This is a genomic window from Enterococcus sp. AZ126 (assembly GCF_051714545.1).
In the GTDB taxonomy this organism is placed as follows: domain Bacteria; phylum Bacillota; class Bacilli; order Lactobacillales; family Enterococcaceae; genus Enterococcus_L.
On sequence record NZ_JBIOSB010000001.1, the window covers coordinates 2,658,908 to 2,677,497 of the forward strand.

18 protein-coding genes are annotated in these 18,590 nt (G+C 33.4%); 15 read left to right on the plus strand and 3 right to left on the minus strand.

The features are described 5' to 3' along the window. The first annotated feature begins 325 nt into the window (after window positions 1-325). The 6 genes from IGI43_RS12555 (at window position 326) to IGI43_RS12580 (ending at window position 7,647) form a co-directional block, all read left to right on the plus strand. On the plus strand, window positions 326-1,921 hold the full coding sequence (locus IGI43_RS12555) for a type I restriction-modification system subunit M (RefSeq protein WP_438758127.1): 1,596 nt from the start codon (window positions 326-328) through the stop codon (window positions 1,919-1,921). Next, window positions 1,911-3,026, plus strand: coding sequence for a restriction endonuclease subunit S (locus IGI43_RS12560; RefSeq protein ID WP_438758129.1), 1,116 nt, complete (start codon window positions 1,911-1,913; stop codon window positions 3,024-3,026). Before IGI43_RS12555 ends, IGI43_RS12560 begins: the two co-directional genes overlap by 11 nt. Before the next feature lie 14 nt (window positions 3,027-3,040). After that, on the plus strand, window positions 3,041-6,199 hold the full coding sequence (locus IGI43_RS12565; RefSeq protein ID WP_438758131.1) for a type I restriction endonuclease subunit R: 3,159 nt from the start codon (window positions 3,041-3,043) through the stop codon (window positions 6,197-6,199). 199 nt (window positions 6,200-6,398) lie between these two features. Continuing rightward, window positions 6,399-7,013, plus strand: coding sequence for a DUF4230 domain-containing protein (locus tag IGI43_RS12570; RefSeq protein ID WP_438758132.1), 615 nt, complete (start codon window positions 6,399-6,401; stop codon window positions 7,011-7,013). Further along, entirely contained in the window at window positions 7,000-7,260 is a 261-nt protein-coding gene (locus IGI43_RS12575; RefSeq protein WP_438758133.1) for a hypothetical protein, read from the plus strand. Before IGI43_RS12570 ends, IGI43_RS12575 begins: the two co-directional genes overlap by 14 nt. Window positions 7,261-7,281: 21 nt before the next feature. Next, complete coding sequence (locus tag IGI43_RS12580) at window positions 7,282-7,647, plus strand: hypothetical protein (RefSeq protein ID WP_438758134.1); 366 nt, start codon at window positions 7,282-7,284, stop codon at window positions 7,645-7,647. Between the two features lie 103 nt (window positions 7,648-7,750). Here the strand turns inward: IGI43_RS12580 and IGI43_RS12585 are convergent, their stop codons facing one another. Further along, window positions 7,751-8,641, minus strand: a complete 891-nt coding sequence (locus IGI43_RS12585) for a tyrosine-type recombinase/integrase (protein WP_438758135.1) — start codon at window positions 8,639-8,641, stop codon at window positions 7,751-7,753. 90 nt (window positions 8,642-8,731) lie between these two features. On the opposite strand from IGI43_RS12585, the gene IGI43_RS12590 reads away from it, so the two are divergent. Then, on the plus strand, window positions 8,732-9,736 hold the full coding sequence (locus IGI43_RS12590) for a hypothetical protein (RefSeq protein WP_438758136.1): 1,005 nt from the start codon (window positions 8,732-8,734) through the stop codon (window positions 9,734-9,736). Here the strand turns inward: IGI43_RS12590 and IGI43_RS12595 are convergent. After that, window positions 9,731-10,438 (minus strand): methyltransferase domain-containing protein, encoded by a 708-nt coding sequence (locus IGI43_RS12595; RefSeq protein WP_438758137.1) that lies wholly within the window; start codon window positions 10,436-10,438, stop codon window positions 9,731-9,733. The two genes, IGI43_RS12590 and IGI43_RS12595, sit on opposite strands and share 6 nt — an antisense overlap. Before the next feature lie 181 nt (window positions 10,439-10,619). Between IGI43_RS12595 and IGI43_RS12600 the strand changes: the two genes are divergently transcribed. From IGI43_RS12600 to IGI43_RS12620, 5 genes are all read left to right on the plus strand, one after another. Then, complete coding sequence (locus tag IGI43_RS12600) at window positions 10,620-11,039, plus strand: hypothetical protein (RefSeq protein WP_438758138.1); 420 nt, start codon at window positions 10,620-10,622, stop codon at window positions 11,037-11,039. A gap of 246 nt (window positions 11,040-11,285) precedes the next feature. Then, complete coding sequence (locus IGI43_RS12605; RefSeq protein WP_438758139.1) at window positions 11,286-11,732, plus strand: hypothetical protein; 447 nt, start codon at window positions 11,286-11,288, stop codon at window positions 11,730-11,732. After that, window positions 11,732-13,090 carry a triacylglycerol lipase gene (locus tag IGI43_RS12610; protein ID WP_438758140.1) on the plus strand — a complete coding sequence of 453 codons (1,359 nt, stop codon included), beginning with the start codon at window positions 11,732-11,734 and terminating at the stop codon, window positions 13,088-13,090. Before IGI43_RS12605 ends, IGI43_RS12610 begins: the two co-directional genes overlap by 1 nt. A 19-nt stretch (window positions 13,091-13,109) precedes the next feature. Continuing rightward, entirely contained in the window at window positions 13,110-13,421 is a 312-nt protein-coding gene (locus IGI43_RS12615) for a hypothetical protein (protein WP_438758141.1), read from the plus strand. 15 nt (window positions 13,422-13,436) lie between these two features. Further along, window positions 13,437-13,700: a hypothetical protein gene (locus IGI43_RS12620; RefSeq protein ID WP_438758142.1), complete on the plus strand. Its 264-nt coding sequence runs from the start codon at window positions 13,437-13,439 to the stop codon at window positions 13,698-13,700. A gap of 222 nt (window positions 13,701-13,922) precedes the next feature. Here IGI43_RS12620 and IGI43_RS12625 read toward each other — a convergent pair whose 3' ends face one another. Continuing rightward, entirely contained in the window at window positions 13,923-15,227 is a 1,305-nt protein-coding gene (locus IGI43_RS12625; RefSeq protein WP_438758143.1) for an ISL3 family transposase, read from the minus strand. 354 nt (window positions 15,228-15,581) lie between these two features. Here IGI43_RS12625 and IGI43_RS12630 point away from each other — a divergent pair, with 354 nt between their 5' ends. The 3 genes from IGI43_RS12630 to IGI43_RS12640 all read left to right on the plus strand — a co-directional run bounded on the left by IGI43_RS12630 (window position 15,582) and on the right by IGI43_RS12640 (window position 18,164). Beyond that, window positions 15,582-15,812, plus strand: coding sequence for a hypothetical protein (locus IGI43_RS12630; protein WP_438758144.1), 231 nt, complete (start codon window positions 15,582-15,584; stop codon window positions 15,810-15,812). Between the two features lie 853 nt (window positions 15,813-16,665). Further along, window positions 16,666-16,872: a helix-turn-helix domain-containing protein gene (locus IGI43_RS12635; RefSeq protein ID WP_438758145.1), complete on the plus strand. Its 207-nt coding sequence runs from the start codon at window positions 16,666-16,668 to the stop codon at window positions 16,870-16,872. Window positions 16,873-16,901: 29 nt separating this feature from the next. Continuing rightward, a complete protein-coding gene (locus IGI43_RS12640) occupies window positions 16,902-18,164 on the plus strand; it encodes a hypothetical protein (RefSeq protein ID WP_438758146.1) in 1,263 nt (420 codons plus the stop codon). The last annotated feature ends 426 nt before the right edge of the window (window positions 18,165-18,590 follow it).

The following is an 18,590-nucleotide window of genomic DNA, read 5'->3' on the forward strand; positions in this document are numbered from 1 at the left end:
CTTTACGCCAGATAATAAAGAGCACTTACAATTGAGGATATATTTTGACCAATCAATCATTGATCAGCTGAACAAGCACTATAGAGAAACCGTATCCCCTTCAGAGAATACGGTTCTTTTTGTCTTAACAACACCGTTTCTCTTTACTGTATAGTACCAATGATTAATCGGATCGACTGTGATCGGTCTCGTATCAATTCCCTAGCGGTTCATAATCACTAGGGGAACTGTTCTGGAAGTGCGTAACACACTCTTTGATTCTTTTCCCCTTTTTTTCAGTTTGATGATAAAATAGAGACATGACAAGTAGTAGGAGAGTGTAAAAATGGGAGCAGAATTAAATCATCAATTATTTAGTGCCGCAGATAACCTACGCAGTAAAATGGATGCGTCTGAATATAAAAATTATTTATTAGGATTGATTTTCTATAAATACTTATCTGACAAACTACTGGTTCAAGTGGTGGAATTAGCCGATGAATCGCTAGAAGAATATGACACCCAAGAAAAACAAACGAAACTGTATGAAGAATTAGTATCTGACCCAGACGTTAAAGGTGACCTACTAGCAACTATAGTTGATACGTTAGGTTATGAAATTGAACCGAAATATCTTTTCCATGTATTAGCGACACGAGCAAAACAAAATATCTTCCAATTAAACGAACTGAATACCGCTTTTATTCACTTATCCACGAACTATGAACAGTTTAATGGTTTATTCGATGATGTGGATTTACAGTCTAAAAAACTAGGATCAGATGATCAACAACGCAATGTGACGATCACCGAAGTCTTGAAAAAATTAGATGCGATCGATGTTTTAGGGCATGAAGGAGATGTCATTGGTGATGCGTATGAGTATCTAATCAGTGAGTTTGCCTCTGAAGCGGGAAAAAAGGCAGGAGAGTTTTATACGCCACATATGGTCTCTGATATGATGGCTCAAATTGTCGCAATCAACCAAGAAGATAAGAAGCTTTTTAGTGTATTCGATCCAACGATGGGTTCAGGATCATTGATGTTAAATGTGCGGAATTATCTAAATTATCCTGATTCAGTGAAATACCATGGACAAGAATTGAATACGACGACATATAATTTAGCCAAAATGAATTTGATCTTACATGGGGTAGAAGCGGAAGATATGAACTTACGAAATGGCGATACGTTGAATAAGGATTGGCCAACGAATGAACCCTATACCTTTGATTCTGTCGTGATGAATCCACCCTATTCAGCCAAATGGTCAGCAGATACCACATTCCTAGATGATTCTCGTTTTAATCGCTATGGAAAACTAGCACCGAAATCAAAAGCAGATTTTGCCTTTCTTTTGCATGGCTATTATCATTTAAAAGAAACAGGAACGATGGCGATTGTCTTACCTCATGGTGTCCTCTTTAGAGGAGCAGGTGAAGGTGTTATTCGTCAGAAATTATTAGAAGATGGCAGTATTTACGCAGTGATTGGGATGCCAGCGAACTTATTTTTCGGGACATCCATTCCAACTACGGTGATTATCTTGAAAAAGAATCGAACGAATCGTGATGTCTTATTTATTAATGCCAGTAAAGACTTTATTAAAGGCAAGAATCAAAATAAGTTATCCAAAGAAAACATTGATCAAATCGTAGCTACTTATAAAGAACGAAAAAATGTGGAAAAATACGCTCATTTGGCTAGTTTTGAACAAATCAAAGAAAATGACTATAACTTGAATATCCCGCGCTATGTAGATACGTTTGAAGAGGAAGCACCGATTGATATGGCAGCCGTTGGTAAAGAAATGAAAACCATCCAAGCGGAAAAACGAGCATTAGAAAAAGAACTGTATGAGACTATTGCATCTTTACAAACTAGTTCAGAGAATGAAGCATGGCTTAAAGGGGCTTTAGAGGTGTTTGATTATGGGGAATAGAAAACAACCAGAAATTAGATTTAGTGGATTTTCTGACGATTGGGAACAGCGTAAGTTAGGGGAAGTGACCGAATCATTCGATGGAAAGCGAGTTCCCATTGATTCAGGTCTTCGTGTTTCAGGTGAATACCCCTATTATGGTGCTACGGGAATTATCGATTATGTTGATGATTATATATTTGATGGTGAATATGTTCTACTTGCTGAAGATGGAGCAAATATCACTATGAGGAATTATCCAGTAGCTTATTTAACCCAAGGAAAGTTCTGGTTAAATAATCATGCTCACATTATGAGGATGATAGATGGAAGTAACTATTTTTTAGTTCAAATATTAGAAAAAATAGATTATATGAAATACAACACAGGAACAGCACAACCAAAATTGAATAGTAAAGTAGTTAAAAATATTGAATTTAAACTTCCACATGTTGAAGAACAACGAAAAATCGGTTCCTTCTTCAAACAACTCGACAACACTATCACTCTTCATCAGCGTAAGTTAGATTTGTTGAAAGAACAGAAAAAAGGTTTCTTACAAAAGATGTTTCCAAAAGCAGGGGCAAACACCCCAGAGATAAGATTTGCGGGATTTACTGATGATTGGAAAGAGCGCAAGTTAATTGATGAAGTAGTAAATATAGGAACTGGTAGGAGTGTTTTTTCTTCAGGAGTAAAGAAATCGGAGTTAACTCCTTATGAAGTTTTAGGATCAACTTCAGTTATATCTTATGCTAGTGACTTCGATCATTCAGGGGAGTTTGTTTTGACAGCTAGAGTAGGAGCTAATGCTGGGAATTTATATACATTCTCTGGAAATGTAAAAATAAGTGACAACACTGTATATATTCAAGCTAGTAATTTGAATTTTATTTATTATTTACTAACTAAATTTGATGTAAAAAGACTCTCTTTTGGAACAGGTCAACCATTAGTTAAAGCCAGTGAGCTAAAAAATTTAATTTTATATTTTCCAAATAAAGAAGAACAACAAAAAATTAGCTCATTCTTCAAACAACTAGACGATACGATCGCTCTAAATCAAAAGGAACTAGATCTACTAAAAGAAACCAAAAAAGGATTTTTACAAAAAATGTTTGTGTAGGAGGAACGGGTTGAATGAACACCATACATCGGGATGAAGCAGAAATTGAACAACGATTGATTGATGTTCTAGGGGAAGGACACAATCAATGGACGTACCGGCCAGACATCAAGTCAGAAGCCGCACTTTGGCAAAATTTAAAGGAAAAAATCACGCAAAATAACTTGTTTGAATTAGGCGATGTCCCACTAACAGAAAAAGAATTTGAGTCAATCAAAACTGAACTTTTATTGAAAACACAAACCCCATTTTATGCCGCTAAGTGGTTAAAAGGGGAGAATGGCATTGCGCGCTTATCAATCGAGCGGGAAGATGCTTCATTAGGTAGATTGTCATTGATTCTTTATTCAAATCAAGATATCGGTGGAGGAATTTCCACCTATGAAGTCGTTCATCAAGTAGCCAAGCAACGAGAAAGCATTGACCGTCGAGATCGTCGCTTTGATGTGACCTTATTGATCAATGGCTTACCGATTGTCCAAATTGAATTGAAACAAGTAACCGCTAAGGATGGTGTTTATCAAGCCTTCAATCAAATTAAAAAGTATGCGGAAGAGGGACTGTTTCGGAATAATATCTTTTCGACACTCCAATTATTTGTGGTGTCCAATGAACAAACCACGCGTTATTTTGCCAATGCCTTACCAAAAGATATGCATAAAAAGTTCTTATTTAGCTGGCGAACCAAAGACAATAAGAAAGTCGATCAATTGTACGAATTTTGTAAGCAAGTCTTGAATATTCCGGATGCCCATCGTTTGATTGCAAGTTATACGATTGTTAGTGAAGATCAAGACAATAAAGCCTTAATGGTATTACATCCTTACCAAGTCCATGCGATTGAAGCACTATTTACAGCAGCCAATAAACATCAATCAGGTTACGTTTGGCATGCGACGGGTTCAGGTAAAACGTTGACGAGCTTTGTCGCAACCAAACTCTTAGCACGAAAGTCAGGGATTGATCGCACGATTATGCTGGTCGATCGAAAAGACTTAGACAACCAAACAACGAGTGAGTTTACCAAGTTTGCTTCTGAATTTAACACAGGAATTTCATCAGGAGACGGAAAAGCCAATAGCTTGATTGTTGGTACAGGAAGTGCCAAAGAATTAAGTGATACGCTGTTGTCAGATGCCAACTCCAACGTGATTATCGTTACTACACGTCAAAAATTAGATGCAGCCTTGAAGTATGCGCGAAAACAAGAAGCGCAAAAAGGAACGAACCGCTTTGAAAAATTAATGGGGCAACACATTGTGTTTATCGTCGATGAATGCCATCGTGCGTTAAGTGCAGAAAATATGGAAGAAACCAAGAAATTCTTTCAAAATACTACTTGGTTTGGTTTTACAGGAACGCCTATTTTTGAAGAAAATAAAAAACAAGCCAAAGGGAAACTGGCACGAACAACCTATGACCAATATGGTGATTGCCTACATACTTATACGATTAAAAATGCGCTAGAAGATGGTGCGGTTTTAGGTTTTCAAGTAGAACATGAAACAACAATTGAACCAACCTCAATAGATAACCAATTGTATCGTCAGTTAATGAATGACCCAAGCTATGCTTCATATACACCAGAGCAGTTGAACGAAGAAGTCGATGCGATGACTGACGTTCAAAAGGAAGCTAGTTTATCAAAAGAAATCTATGTGCAAGAGGAACATATTCAAAAAGTCATTCATAAGATATTTCGTCCAGATAACGCCTATACGAAGTTTGATTTCCGCAATGGTCGTCCCACGAAAGCCGCGATTTTAACCACTAGCTCAATCGCCATGGCAAAACGATATTATCATGCAATTAAGGCTATGACAAAAAATAGTGAATGGATGCAAGAAACCTTTTCGAATCATCCTATTCGCGAAGGAAGAACGATGGATGATCCTGATTTTCCACGGATTGCGATCACCTACTCCTTAGAAGAAAACAGTGATACGTCACAACAAGAGCAAGAAGAAATGACGGCGATTATTCAGGACTATAATACGTATTATCGTACGGCTTGGTCCCTACAAGATATTGAGCGTTATAACGGTGATATCAACAATCGTTTAGCACGAAAGAAAGCGGAGTTCAAAGAATTTGGTCGTCAAGTGGATGTAGTCATTGTTGTGGATCGTTTATTGACGGGATTTGATGCACCAACGATTCAAACGTTATTTGTGGACCGTAATTTAGAATATGCAGGATTGATTCAAGCTTTTTCACGAACCAATCGAACCTATCCAGAGAAAACCAAAGGATTAATTGTGACCTTTAGAAAACCAGCAACGATGGAAGAAAATGTTAGTAAGGCGACGAAGCTTTATTCAGAAGCACAAGAAGAATCTGGGCTGATTTATCCAACATATGAAGAATCGAAGAAACGATTCAAGAAGGCGTTTCGTATGCTAAAAGAAATCACGGAAACAACAGAAACGATTGATGAACATACACCGATTGAAACGCGTGTGGATTATGTTAAAGCTTTTCAAGAGTTTAGTCATGCCTATGAAGCATTGGTGACTTATGACGATTATAATAACGATATGGAACAATCACCTGCATTGAAAGAACAAGTATCGATTCTAGAGGAACAGGTAGGAACCTATGAAACAGTCAAAGGCTCCTTGATGAAGGGCGAAGAGGATTCGGAAGTTATCGAGGAAGATTTTTCGGGAATTACCTTTTATAGTGACGCCTCAGTGAAGTTATATGACATTGATTCTGCTTACATTGACCAATTATTAGGCACCTATGCCGCGAATAGTTCAGATGTACGGGAAGAACTTGAAAAAGCGTTACAAAAACTAAATAAGACAGAGCAAGTCAAAGAAGTGTACCGTTCGATCTTAGCAGCTATTGATCAACAACAAGTAGCAGAACATGAAGATATTTTCAGTCTGAAGCGTCACTATTTCACTCAAGAGCGTAATCAACTCATTCATGTATTTTCCAAAGAATGGTTTGTATCAGAAGAAGAGCTTCAATCCTCAGCAATGCAATATATGATTGGGATGGATCCCATCCCTAATATAGGAGCCATTATAGAGAGCAAAAATTATGAAGGATATAAAGCGATTCATCCAGAAATGAAACTATTTAAGTATCCACAAGCGATGAAACGAGCGTGGAGAGAACTATTGAATGAAGCGATAATTCCGTTAGAGGATGAATTGAGGTAACCGATTGAAAAATTGTCTGTATTTTTTTATATAGATTTTATTGGAATTCTACATCATAAAGAACATATTGGAGGAGAAAAATGGTAAAAAAAGTATTTTGGTTACTATATGTTATGTTAATTGTTTTAATGGTATTTTTAAATCCATTGATTAGTCTGTTACTAGTAATAGCTGGGACAATAAGGTTGGTGGTTAAAAAATGAAAAAGATAACAAAATTTTTAAGTTTTAAAGTATCTTTATGGATTCTTATATTATTAGTTGTTATTTCGATAGGTTTTTATATCTATGGAAATATAAATGCAATTTCTTCGGGCACTAAGAGTTCCTATTCTATGGTTCAATCAATTGAAAAAGTAAATGAGCAAGTATTTTTAAACGTTGGTATCGCAACAGTTATTTCAAGTTCAGAACATACTGAATTTCCGTTGACGAAAATAAAAATTCCTTTGACTGAAAAAAAAGCATTGATTGTTGTAAATTACAAAGCGAAATTAGGCATAAAAAAATCTGTAAAAATTGAAATGAAGAAAGAGCAGGAATACAAGATAATTGTTCCTAAATACGAAGTAATCGGTATTAGTTTGGACAAAGATAATCCTTATAAGGTCTATGACAATTCTGGGGATATTCTAAGCTATTCAACCAAAGATATTGATACAGGGGAACTAGTAACTGATGAGTTATCTGATGAGATGCAGAATAAGTATTTGAAAGAATATAAAACGCAAATGGATGAATCGGCAAAAGAATACTATGAGACCTTATTCAAGGCTGTAGATACTGAGAATAAAGTAGAAGTTGTCTTCGAATAGAATTGTTGAGATACGTAAAATAGGAGGAAAATGTAATGGAGCCAAAAAAGAGAATAAGGACTTAAAAATTGAAGAAGCAGAAATTTCATTTATAAAATGGATAGTAGAACAAAAAATACCTGTAATTCTAGTATTAACTAAGTGTTATGATTTGACTAAAGCTATTCTACTAAAAAAACAAATTGAACAGCTTGTTTTAGATGCGAAAGCTGTCGTTTTAGTTCTCGCAAAAGAATCAGATAACTAATTAGTTTTTGGGATTGAAGACTTGATTCAGACAACTGTCGATTGTTTGCCAGAAGGATTACAGGTTTCTTTTATTCATTCGCAAGAAGCGTCAATTAATATTAAACATAACGAAGCATTGAAAGTAGTGGCCGGGGCAATGGCAGCAAACTTTGGAACAGGATTCACACCAATACCAGGAGCAGATGCCCCTAGTATGATGGCCTCTCAGTCAATGATGATCACGAAAATAACAGCAACTTATGGTATCGATATTGATAAGCAAAAAATTGAAACGGCGCTTGCGGGAATGTTAGGTGTTTATACGGCTATGATCTCTGGAAAGGCAATTGCTGGTGGGATCACAAAAATGACTCCTAGAAAAATAATATCATTATGTAGGAGATGAAAAAATTTTATTCTGTAATATACGTATTTGGAAAAAATGTGTAGAAATAAATATCTGAATATAAATTAGGGTAATTGATTGTCGTAATTACCCTAATTTTTTTTTATGAATTATTTCTAAAACCGTAGAGAGTAAGGACCTTATGCTTACGGGTAGAAGAAACATTCGTATAAATTTCAGTTGTAGAGATATTTGAATGTCCCAAAAGTTCTTGAATATCTCTTAAATTTGCACCATTATTTAACAATTGTGTTGCAAAACTATGCCTTAAATAATGGGGAGTAGACAAAGAATTGATTTGAGATAAATGCCTATATTTTTTGTAAATATTTGATATTCCAAAGATCGATAGACGAGTCCCATATTTATTCAAGAAGAAAGCATCCTCATTAGATAGAGGGCTATATTCTTTACGAAAAGCCAAATAATCATTGATTATTTGTTTTGATATATCAGTAGGTAAAAAAAGAATTCGTTCTTTGTTATTTTTTCCATGAATAATCAGATCACCGTTATTATAGTCACGCATGTTGATATTACTTATTTCACTAATTCGAAGACCTAAATTAATCATAATCTCTATGATTGCCATATCTCTTAAGTGGTCTCGCCTTTTTTTTGCAGATAATGGATTATAGTTCTTGACGCTAGCTGTTAATTGACGAAGTTCTAGCACGCTTAGAGTTTTTGGTAATTTTTTTTCTTTACGTATAGCTACAATAGGCAAATTTTTAAGTAACAAATTTTCTTTTTCGTTTAGAAAACGCCAAAACATTTTGATTGAAATCAATTTTCTTTTTTTTGTGCTAGATTTGTAGTCACATGTTTGAAGTAAAAAGATAGTGTAATTAGCAAAACAATCATCAATAGTTTCATAAGTAGGATCGTAGTATTTTCCAAGTTGCTGTAAATCAGTTGTATAAGCGTGAATTGTTTTAGTCGAAAGATTTTGCATTTTTTTATAAATAATAAATCTATTGATATAGTGTTTCATATGTTCTCCTTAATAAAAGTTTATATTTTTTTACAACATATATGATATAATAAAACTACTAATAATACGCAATTATTTGGAGGTTTTAAAGTGGAAAATAGAACTATTTCAACTAATTTTTCAATTACAGGAATCAGTAAAACAAATAACCGAGACTATATAGAAGCTCTAAAAATATACAATATGGTTACCCCTCGTGAAATAAAAACAGATTCTAATGAAATCACGAAGATGCTTGAAAATGAAGAAAAAGAAGATTTTAAAGTATTAGGGTTTATTCTGAAGTATAGTGATAAAGTTAGTGGCCTAGCAATTTTATCTTACTTAGAAGACTCGAAAAGTATTTTGATTGAGTATATTGCTATTGAAAATTCTATTCGTAATAATGTATCGTTTTTAACCTACTTAAATTTATTGCAAACCTTTATTTCTGAACTACCTCTAGATGTTGCATACTGGATAGTTGAAATTAGTAATAAAGACAACGGAAAAAATGTGGACAAGGAAAGTAGATTTTTTCGAAAACTTTTGTATTTAGAAAACTTTGGTGAATTAAAAGCTTTATATCATACTCTACAAATTGGTTTTGATAACTTTGAAAGTTCATTTGAAGCAAAATTATACATACAAGCAGATGACAACGTTCCTACACTTTCACGGCAAACATATATACAAATAGTGAAAAGTGTTTATTCTTATTCAGTTGAATGGTTTAAAATTTTTAATAGTGATAACTTGTCCAATAAATTTGAAGAAAAAACCGCCAAGAACTTGATAGAAATAGAAAAATCTACGAAGAACAATCCTAAAGTGCATATTGAATATTCTAACTATGGTAGTTTAAAAAACAAAGATTACATTGAAAATACAAGTAAGCTTCTTCCATCAGAAGAAAACATTTCAAATAAAAAAATCTTCTTGTTTGCAATCATGGGACTAACAATTGGGGTTGGACTGATATTTGGTATGAACAAACTACTTGATTATCTTGGTATAAAAATGAGTGAAATTAATTCAATAGTAGGAAGTGTTTTCACGATAATATTCGCGCCAATAGTTTCCATTTTAATTGGAAAAAACAAAAAAAAATTATAACTTTATAGCTGATATTATTAGGTTATCTGAATGATTTTTAAAATAAGGGATCTTTTCTAAAAAAGAGTCAAATTTATCAAAATATGCTGCCTTGTTTTCATTTTGAGAAAACCTAAAGTGTAATGAGCTAAGTATATGAAATTTTTTGGTCATGGTAATTTTAAAGCCATAACTATTTAAAATACTTTCAATGTAAGAAGGCGAATAAACCCATTGTTTATGATATGAATTATAATATTTTAAATCCAATATTTCAGCATCCTTTTTATAAGCTTTTGTTTTAAGGTGCTCAAACCCCCAACTACTCTCAAATTCTAATATAAGTTGTCCTTTACTTTTTAGAACTCTGGATATTTCGGAAATACTTGCTAAGGCATCTGTGTAATTAAGGACACTACCTACACAAATGACGCAATCAAAACTATTATCTGGATATATTGTGTTTTCAATACTTCCTACGGTATAATTTGGAAAAATGTTGATTTTGTTTTCAGCTAAGTCTAAATGTTCCATTTTGTTTGATAAATTATAGTCACTTCCTCCAGAACCTGCATTCAAAATGTAGTGGTTAGCTGCTATATTTTGATTGAGTATAAATTTTTCAATAATTTTTCTCGAATATGTATACCATTTATCTTCTTGCCAAACTGCATCAACTTCTTCATAAAATTGTTTCACTTTTTCTGTATCAATTTTTTTCAAATAAAAAACCTCCAAATAATTGCGTATTATTTGGAGGTTTTAAATCAATTTAGATTTTAGAAAAATATCATTCACTTCCGATACGCAGAACCGTATCATAAATAGGGAGATTTTTGGAAATATAATACTGATCTAATACTCTTTTAAGTTGATAGATATAGGTTGGGAAGGGAACAGGTTAATGCAAATGAATGAATTATTGACCGAAAATGAAGTAGTTAAAATTATGATGAGCTATTTAAATAGTCAAGGGTACACAATAGAAAGATACGCAACTACAACACAAACAGGAATTGACATTGAGGCATTTAAAAATGGAAACAAAATCTGTATTGAAGCCAAAGGGGCAACGTCTTCAATGAAAGATTCTGCTAGGTATGGTAAGCCATTCAATGATAATCAAGTAAAAAATCATATTGGAAAAGCAGTAGTTGCCGCACTAAAAGTTTTAAACCAAGAATGCAAAGATACTATTTCTGCTATTGCTTTGCCTAATAATGCTACGCACAGGAAACAAATTGATCAGATACAAACACCACTTAAACAATTAGGTATAAAAGTCTTTTTTGTATCTAAAGATAGTGTGTTGGATTATTTTTGAAAATTGCAATTAGGTAGTAAGAAAATGAAATTTAGTGATGTTTGTTTAATTGAGAGTATGTTGACTATGAAACTATATAACACCAACTTTACACTCTAGATATTGTTAATACGTAGTTTTATGAATTCAATAATTGTGTTATAGTTAATTTACTCTTACTTTAAGGAGAAACAAATGAAAAAGAATATACTCATAACTTTATCTATAATAGTTTTAGTAGGTTTAATAATTGGAGGGAAATGGTACATGGATAGAGAAAAAGATAAGCAAGAATTATTAGTGATTCAAACTGATTTAGCTAATTATTTGTATAATAATTACGTACTATCTACTATTGATGAAGAACAAAAAAAGAAAATATTTAACGAATTTAATAATGGGAACGGTGATTTAACAGAGTCTCAATTTTTTGAAAAATTAGAAGGAATGGAGAAGAAGATTAGTATTGAAAGCGTTGAGTTCACGAATTTTTCAGTCACTCCAATGAATACAGTTAGAGTTTATTTTAAACTAAACAATGTTTATGAAGATAGTGTTTCTCTAGATACTGTTTCAGCAGAAAATGATAAATTAATCTACAACATACGAACACTTTCGGGAGAAGGTCCATATTATCTTGAGGAGAAACCAGAAAAAACAGAAGCTAGTATGCCCTCTCAAAAAATTATTTATTATCACGGGACGGTGAACTAATGGATCAAAATAGACAATTTTCTGATCAAGTTTATCAAGTTGAAAACGGAAATGTACCAGTTAATGAACGATCACAAAATAAAGAGTATATCATTCTAGATAAAGTAGACACGAATAAAGATAAAATTGGTACAGATAAAGCTCCAAAAAACAACAGTATGCAAGCCATGGTTGTAGCAGAAATTAGGGATGAATATAAGGATAAAAAAACAGAATATTTGAAGCAAATACCTGGGTATCCTGAATCAGTCGTAAAAAAAGACATAACGATTGCCTATGCAGGAACAAGTGGATGGCAGGATATAAAAACCGATGTCCGAGAAATCGCTCAAAATGACAAACATGCAAATGGTGCTTTTCAGTCTGCTTTAGATTATGCTAATGTTATTGAGCAACGCTATTCTAAAAAAGATGGCTACACTATTTCTACTACAGGGCATTCATTAGGTGGCGCAGAAGCTATCTATATTGCTGTTTTAAAAGGATATAACGCTATTACATATGGTGCTGCTGGTTCGGGTTTAACGGATGCACAGATTAAAAATTATAAAGGGGTTATTGTTAATATCTATGATACATCTGATACGGTAACTAGTGGTTGGATGACTGGTGGTCAGAAGAAAATACCATTCTTAAGTATAGGCATCGATAATAAAGGGTGGAAGTTATTTGGTCATTCAAGAGATCAATTCAAAGTAGATAAAAAAGGGAATTATATTAATAAATACGGAGATATAGTCATTTATTCTGACTTAAATGGTGGGATATCAATTGAACAAACCCTTTTAGCGCAAAGTATTGTTGAAAATAAGATGCAAATGCGCAGATTAGAACACTATGGTGTACATAAGAGTGGCAGTAAAAAAGAGTACCAACAATTAAAAAAAGAAAATGAGTGGCTTCAAACTCAAATTGATAGTTTTACCAAATTGAACGTTTTACGTAAAAAATTTACTGCTAGTGGTGGCGGTTTATCTGGAAATGAACAAATCTATTTAGACGATAGCCAAGCGCTAACCATTGTAAAGCTTGCATCTTCAAAATTTGACATGGCAATGGAGAACGTCGTAAAGCTCTATAAAGATGCCATTAGGGAATTAGAAGAAATATGGCAAGAAGGACGTTCGACGATTCAAAGTAATTGTCCTGACTTATCTTATGGCGAAGTTTTAGATGCTATGCAGGCAATAGGTTGTACGGAACAAACCATGGTGACGATCCCTTCACAAGAATTTCAAGAAAAACTAAGTTTAGCACATCAAATGAATAGTAAATTTAGTACCCTAACCAAAGATATTACTGCAAAAATAGGTGAATTAGTTCAACGAGACCAAGAATTAGCGAAACAACTCGCCTAAAAAAGGGAGAGATACGAGTATGGATCAAGAAGAGCAAGCATTAGCGGATTATCAACAAACGAGACGACAACTTGAAGAAGAATCTGACGCATTGACGAGAATTAGGCGACAAGCGGAACAAGCAACGAATGATACCTATTCTGAAATGCAGCGGCAGGTACAACGATTTGGTGAAACAAATGAGCCTATGGAATGGGCAAGACGTGAGCTATCACGTCTTGAAGAAGATTTTTTCTCAGAATTAGACAGAGAGAAACGGACCCTTTCGTTAAAAGAAGACGAAGCAGAACAAGCCTATCGAAAAAATCTTCAAGAACAAACTAAACCGTAAAAGGAGTATGATTACGTGTTAGAAGCAATCGAAAAACTATTAAAAGAATATAAAAAGAATTTACAAAAAATGAGCGCTCAAGCCACTGCAATGGCACTTATTCAAAAAAAAGATAGTCTTATGAAAAAAACAAAAAAATCTGGAGAAACGGAATCAGAAAGTGCAAAAAGTTCGATTACTTCTGCAACAAGTGGTCTAGGGGAGACAGTAAAAGGACAGTTTGGAAAGAAAGTAACACAAGTTTTAGATGAACAAGGAAAAATGCTAGATAAATTTTAATTAGAATAAATAAAGGGTGACGAAAAAAGCGTGGAGATGAGTGTGTTATATCCGAGAAGAGTGAATTAGTATTATGAAGTTAAACTGATGTATCTAGCTCAAAAAAAAACTATATATTATATCTATGAAGATCAATCATCTTAATCGGGCTCTTTGTCAACTAATGTTGGTGAAGAAAATCCAAAGAATTAAATCAATGATGAAGCCTAGAGGGAAATGCCTCTAGGTTTTTCTATTTGGTTGAAAAAGAACAGACCCAAAGCATAAAGTAATTCTCAATTTAAAATTATAGAAGTTACGGAAGCCGTAGGCATTTCTCTTTAATACTTTGATATGGTTATTCAAGCATTCTAACGGTCCGTTGGAATAAGGCAAATCCAACGCATTTTTAATGCCCGTTTGAACTTTTTTAAAGGTAGTAATTGTTGTTTGATAATAAGCTGGAAGCCTAGAATAATCTTGTTCTAATAACACGTGAAACCGTGTGTAATCTCTTGTTTGTATGGCATAGAGAAAATCCTGATAACAGGTATAGCCAGCTTTTAATTCTTCATCATAGGCAAGTAATCGATCCACGAGTTCGGTTTTTGTTAAATAAGCACGGAAGGAAGAACGCCATTGGCGTTTTTCAAAATGGAGCTTCGATTGATTCTTTTGAAGTAGTTTCCAGTATTTCTTCAAGTGACGGTATTTTTTTGCTTCTACAGATCCTTGATGGAGAAAGGTATTCATTCGTTGAATGCGGTGTTTTAAGAACGTTCGCCCAATGTGTTGCACAATATGAAAGCGATCAAGAACAATCTGAGACTTGGGAAATAGTTTCTTAATTAAAGAAAAATAAGGCGCATACATATCGCAAACAATGTATTTTACACCTTCACGAACAGATAAAGAAAATCGTGAGAAATAGCGTTCTAAAAAAGGCAACTGGCGGTTTTCAACGACATCGAGTAATTGCGTTGTTTGTCCATCCATCATAATGAAACTCATAGAGGCAGCGACTTGTTTCACTGATTTAAATTCATCAAAACAAAGAACTTCTGGCAAGATGAGTCGATTGATTTTTTGGGGTTCGTAAAACTGTTTCAATACGCGATAAACAGAGGAAACAGAGACCTTCTTTTGACGGGCAATTTCGGTCATAGACGAAGTGTTTCGTAGACGCTCGGCAATCGAAAGCTTAACTTTCTTAGAGATCGAGCAACACTTTTCGATAAGACTTGTTTCAGCGACAAAAGTTCTATCACAAGAATGGCAGAAGAAACGACGTTTCTTCAAGCGTAAGTATGTTTGGTATTCAGAAACATCATTCAGTAAAATCAGACAGGTTGTAAAGCTCCAACGAATAATCGATCCGTCTTCATGGGCACCACAATGAGGACAGGAGTGCGCTAAATAGTCCAACGTACCAGAAAACTCCTGGCAGATCCGTCCTTTAATGCGTTCTTTTTTTAAAGAATTTTCATTAAAAGTAATGTTTAAGTCTAGAATATCTAAGGTTTCTTTGATAAGATTTGTATAGGACATCTTGATTTCCCCTTTTGATTGGTTTTAGGCGACTTAATTCTAAAGGATATCAGGGTGTCTTTTCTATTATTTTGCATTAAAAAAGATGCCGGTGATTGTTCACCAACATCAAAAAGTATAGAGCCCTTAATCGATGATTGGTCTATTTTTGTATTTCAAGGAGGGAATAAAATGTTTAACAACAAAGAAAATCGTTACATCACAAAGGGAGTGAACGAACAAGTACCAAAAGAAATCCAATTATATTGCTGACAATTGATCGACAAAAAAAGAAGTAAAGCTGGAACAGAACTAGACTACTTACAAATCCTTGAGTTCAATCTAGATAACCAACACTAAGCAAAGGAGAAAAACATGAAAACAAACCAACCAAGAAAACGTGCAGCTATTGTCAGTCTTGAACTGGTGAAAGAAGCCTCAACTTTTTACGCAGCTAGAACCTGTACCAGCCCTCAATATGTTTACGAGTTATTCGCTCTGTTTATTGAAACAAAAGACCGAGAACATTTGGTGGTCGCCGGTTTAAACGTAAAAAATGAACCAACGGCTATTCAAGTTGTTCATATAAGAACCATCATTTCCTAGCGATGTCTTAAAGATGGTGTTGTTATCCAATGGTATATCTAGTTATGTCAGGCATAATCACTCTTTTCACTAGCGGGTATTGAACTTGCGGCTAAGCTAAAAAAAGACTGTCGGTTCCTTCAAATCAACTAAAAAATCATTGAGACTATTTTACCAGAGTTCAAAATATGTTTCAGCTTAAATTCTAAAGCTTCTCCGAATTTAATTAATTATTGTAATACGATAATTAATTTCCTTTAAATGATAATAAAATATTGTTTGATTGTGATTCTTGTGATATGATAATCGTAAAAGGAGGACTATCTATGAATATAAAAAGATTTTAAGGAGTTCTAAATTAATTTATATGTGTTTGAGAATACTTAGTATTATGTGTATTATCCTGTTTTTTGTATCAATTATTTTCTTTGTACTTAGGAAAAATAATTTAATTGTATTTCAAGATTCAACGTATTTACTAAATTTTTCTACCCAAAGTCACATAGTTTATAAAGAAATAGATGATAGTGTACGTTCTTTTTTGAGTATACCGTTATTGTTAGTAAACGGATACGTATTTTACCTAGGAAGTAATTTTTTTGGTCAAATAAGTGATGGATGTACTCCGTTTTCCGTAAATAACTATCTTTTATTAAAAAAAGTTGGAGCGATATTAATAATAACTAACTTATTGATTCCAATTATTCATTCAATTTTACTCTCAATAAATAGTCCGCAAGGCTATTATATTTCCATAGGGATAAGTATTGAAGTGCTTGTTGGATTTATTATTTATTGTTTAGGGGAAGTATTTGAATACGGAGTCAGCTTACAAAATTTGTCAGATGAAACTGTCTAATAGGGGGGAGAATAATTGGCGATCATTGTGAGATTAGATAGAGTAATGGCAGATAGAAAAATTTCCCTCAAAGATTTAGCAAATGAGGTTGGAATTACCAATGCCAATCTATCAAAGTTAAAAAATGGAAATGTAACAGCCGTTCGTTTTAATACATTGAATGCCATATGTAGAGCATTAGATTGTCAACCAGGTGATTTATTTGAATACAAAGATGAATAGAATAGAAAAAAATAATAGGAGACAATAGTTTGAAAAAAAATAATCCAATAAAAAAAATAAGGAATTGGAAACGGAAAAAACTAATTCTAAGTATTTTATTTTTACTCTCAATTATAATCATATTTATAATTATAAAGAACAATAATAACTTTTCTGTCCAGAAAGAATTTCCAAAACCTGTTGGAAAATACACTGTTGGACGAACTCAAATGGACTATAAGTATATAGCTTCGGATAATATTGAAAGAGAAATAACCACTGTAATTTATTATCCCTCGGATACTGATGAAGGAAAGAAAACTGCTGAATATGGATTTTCAGAATTTCAAGAACAAAGAAGTAGATTTCTAAAAGATGCAGAGAATGCTAAAGAAGATAAACTGTTTAATCCAGATTTCAAAACATGGTCGTATGAAAATTTGAACGTTTCAGCCAAGAAAAAACAATACCCTGTAGTTTTCTTTAGTCCTGGAGCAGGAGCATATGCGGAACAAGGAACAGTTTTTGCTCAGGATTTAGCAAGTTCAGGTTATATCGTAGTTGCCATGGGACATGCTGAATCAGGAGTAAACAAATTTCTTGATGGTCGAGTTGAAGGGGTGTCTTCACGATTTATTGATAGTTTATCAAATTATACTTCAGAATTTTTAGATAAAATCAAATTTCGTTTATATATAGCAAAGTGGAAACTTCCAGAAAAAAGTGCTATGAAAACATCAAGAATGTTGACAGCAGCGCCAAAAGGGATAGAATTTTCAAAGTATGCTGAATTACAAAGTGAGGATATTAGTTTCGTAGCAGATAATTTGTATAAGATGAATTCTGGGGAAATTGATTCTATTTTTAAAGGACGTTTACAGTTAGATAAAGGATTAGGTATCTTTGGACATTCTTTTGGAGGTACAACAGCTGCAATGGTCAGTCGTGATGATGATCGGTTTGTTGGGAGTATAAATTTAGACGGAAATATGCTAGGGCTTTTAGATAGTGACTTAAAGAAACCATTTTTACAATTGGGAACAGTCCTTGCCTATAATACAAATACGTTTCTTCTTCAAACGAATAGTAATGATACCTATTTTGCTATTATAGATGGTGTTAAACATGGAGACTTCTCTGATTCTCTATTTACTGCAACTGAAAAAAGTCAACGTGGTTCTAGAGATGCCTTAAGTCAGCGAACCATACTTTCGACATATATGAAAGGTTTTTTTGATAAGTATTTACTGAAAGAAGATTCTAACCTTGATCGATTAAATTATGATGGCGTTCGATTTTTTAAATCTCAATAGAAGTGGATAGATGTTTATAAAATAAATACAAAAAAGTGTAGGGACCCAAAGATACCTAAAATATGCTTCCTCCATTCTTTGAAAGAAGCGGGTGTTAAAATTCCAGTAAACACAGAAAAAATAATCAAGTTATGAATAACAAATTGTATTTTATCTTCCAAAAAACAACTATATACTATAACTGTGAAGATCAATCATCTTAAGTGGTGATTGATCTATTTATATGTTCAAAGGAATAAATGTTTGATAACAGAAGGAACATTGTTCAGAATAAACTTGGGGAAATGATGAGAAATGTGGAGTTTTAGAGATATCATTCACACATCGAAAAAGTTGATTCTTAGTATGAAGCGTAAAAAGATCGTAACAACTAGAAAAGGTACAGGACAAAAGAAATCATAACTTTTGTCCTGTACCTTAAATGAA

Excerpts from the sequence above, each read along its gene's own strand:
- IGI43_RS12555 (WP_438758127.1), top strand. The coding sequence starts at position 326 with ATGGGAGCAGAATTAAATCATCAATTATTTAGTGCCGCAGATAACCTA.
- IGI43_RS12560 (WP_438758129.1), top strand. The coding sequence starts at position 1,911 with ATGGGGAATAGAAAACAACCAGAAATTAGATTTAGTGGATTTTCTGAC.
- IGI43_RS12565 (WP_438758131.1), top strand. The coding sequence starts at position 3,041 with ATGAACACCATACATCGGGATGAAGCAGAAATTGAACAACGATTGATT.
- IGI43_RS12570 (WP_438758132.1), top strand. The coding sequence starts at position 6,399 with ATGAAAAAGATAACAAAATTTTTAAGTTTTAAAGTATCTTTATGGATT.
- IGI43_RS12585 (WP_438758135.1), bottom strand. The coding sequence starts at position 8,641 with ATGAAACACTATATCAATAGATTTATTATTTATAAAAAAATGCAAAAT.
- IGI43_RS12600 (WP_438758138.1), top strand. The coding sequence starts at position 10,620 with ATGCAAATGAATGAATTATTGACCGAAAATGAAGTAGTTAAAATTATG.
- IGI43_RS12605 (WP_438758139.1), top strand. The coding sequence starts at position 11,286 with ATGGATAGAGAAAAAGATAAGCAAGAATTATTAGTGATTCAAACTGAT.
- IGI43_RS12610 (WP_438758140.1), top strand. The coding sequence starts at position 11,732 with ATGGATCAAAATAGACAATTTTCTGATCAAGTTTATCAAGTTGAAAAC.
- IGI43_RS12615 (WP_438758141.1), top strand. The coding sequence starts at position 13,110 with ATGGATCAAGAAGAGCAAGCATTAGCGGATTATCAACAAACGAGACGA.
- IGI43_RS12625 (WP_438758143.1), bottom strand. The coding sequence starts at position 15,227 with ATGTCCTATACAAATCTTATCAAAGAAACCTTAGATATTCTAGACTTA.
- IGI43_RS12630 (WP_438758144.1), top strand. The coding sequence starts at position 15,582 with ATGAAAACAAACCAACCAAGAAAACGTGCAGCTATTGTCAGTCTTGAA.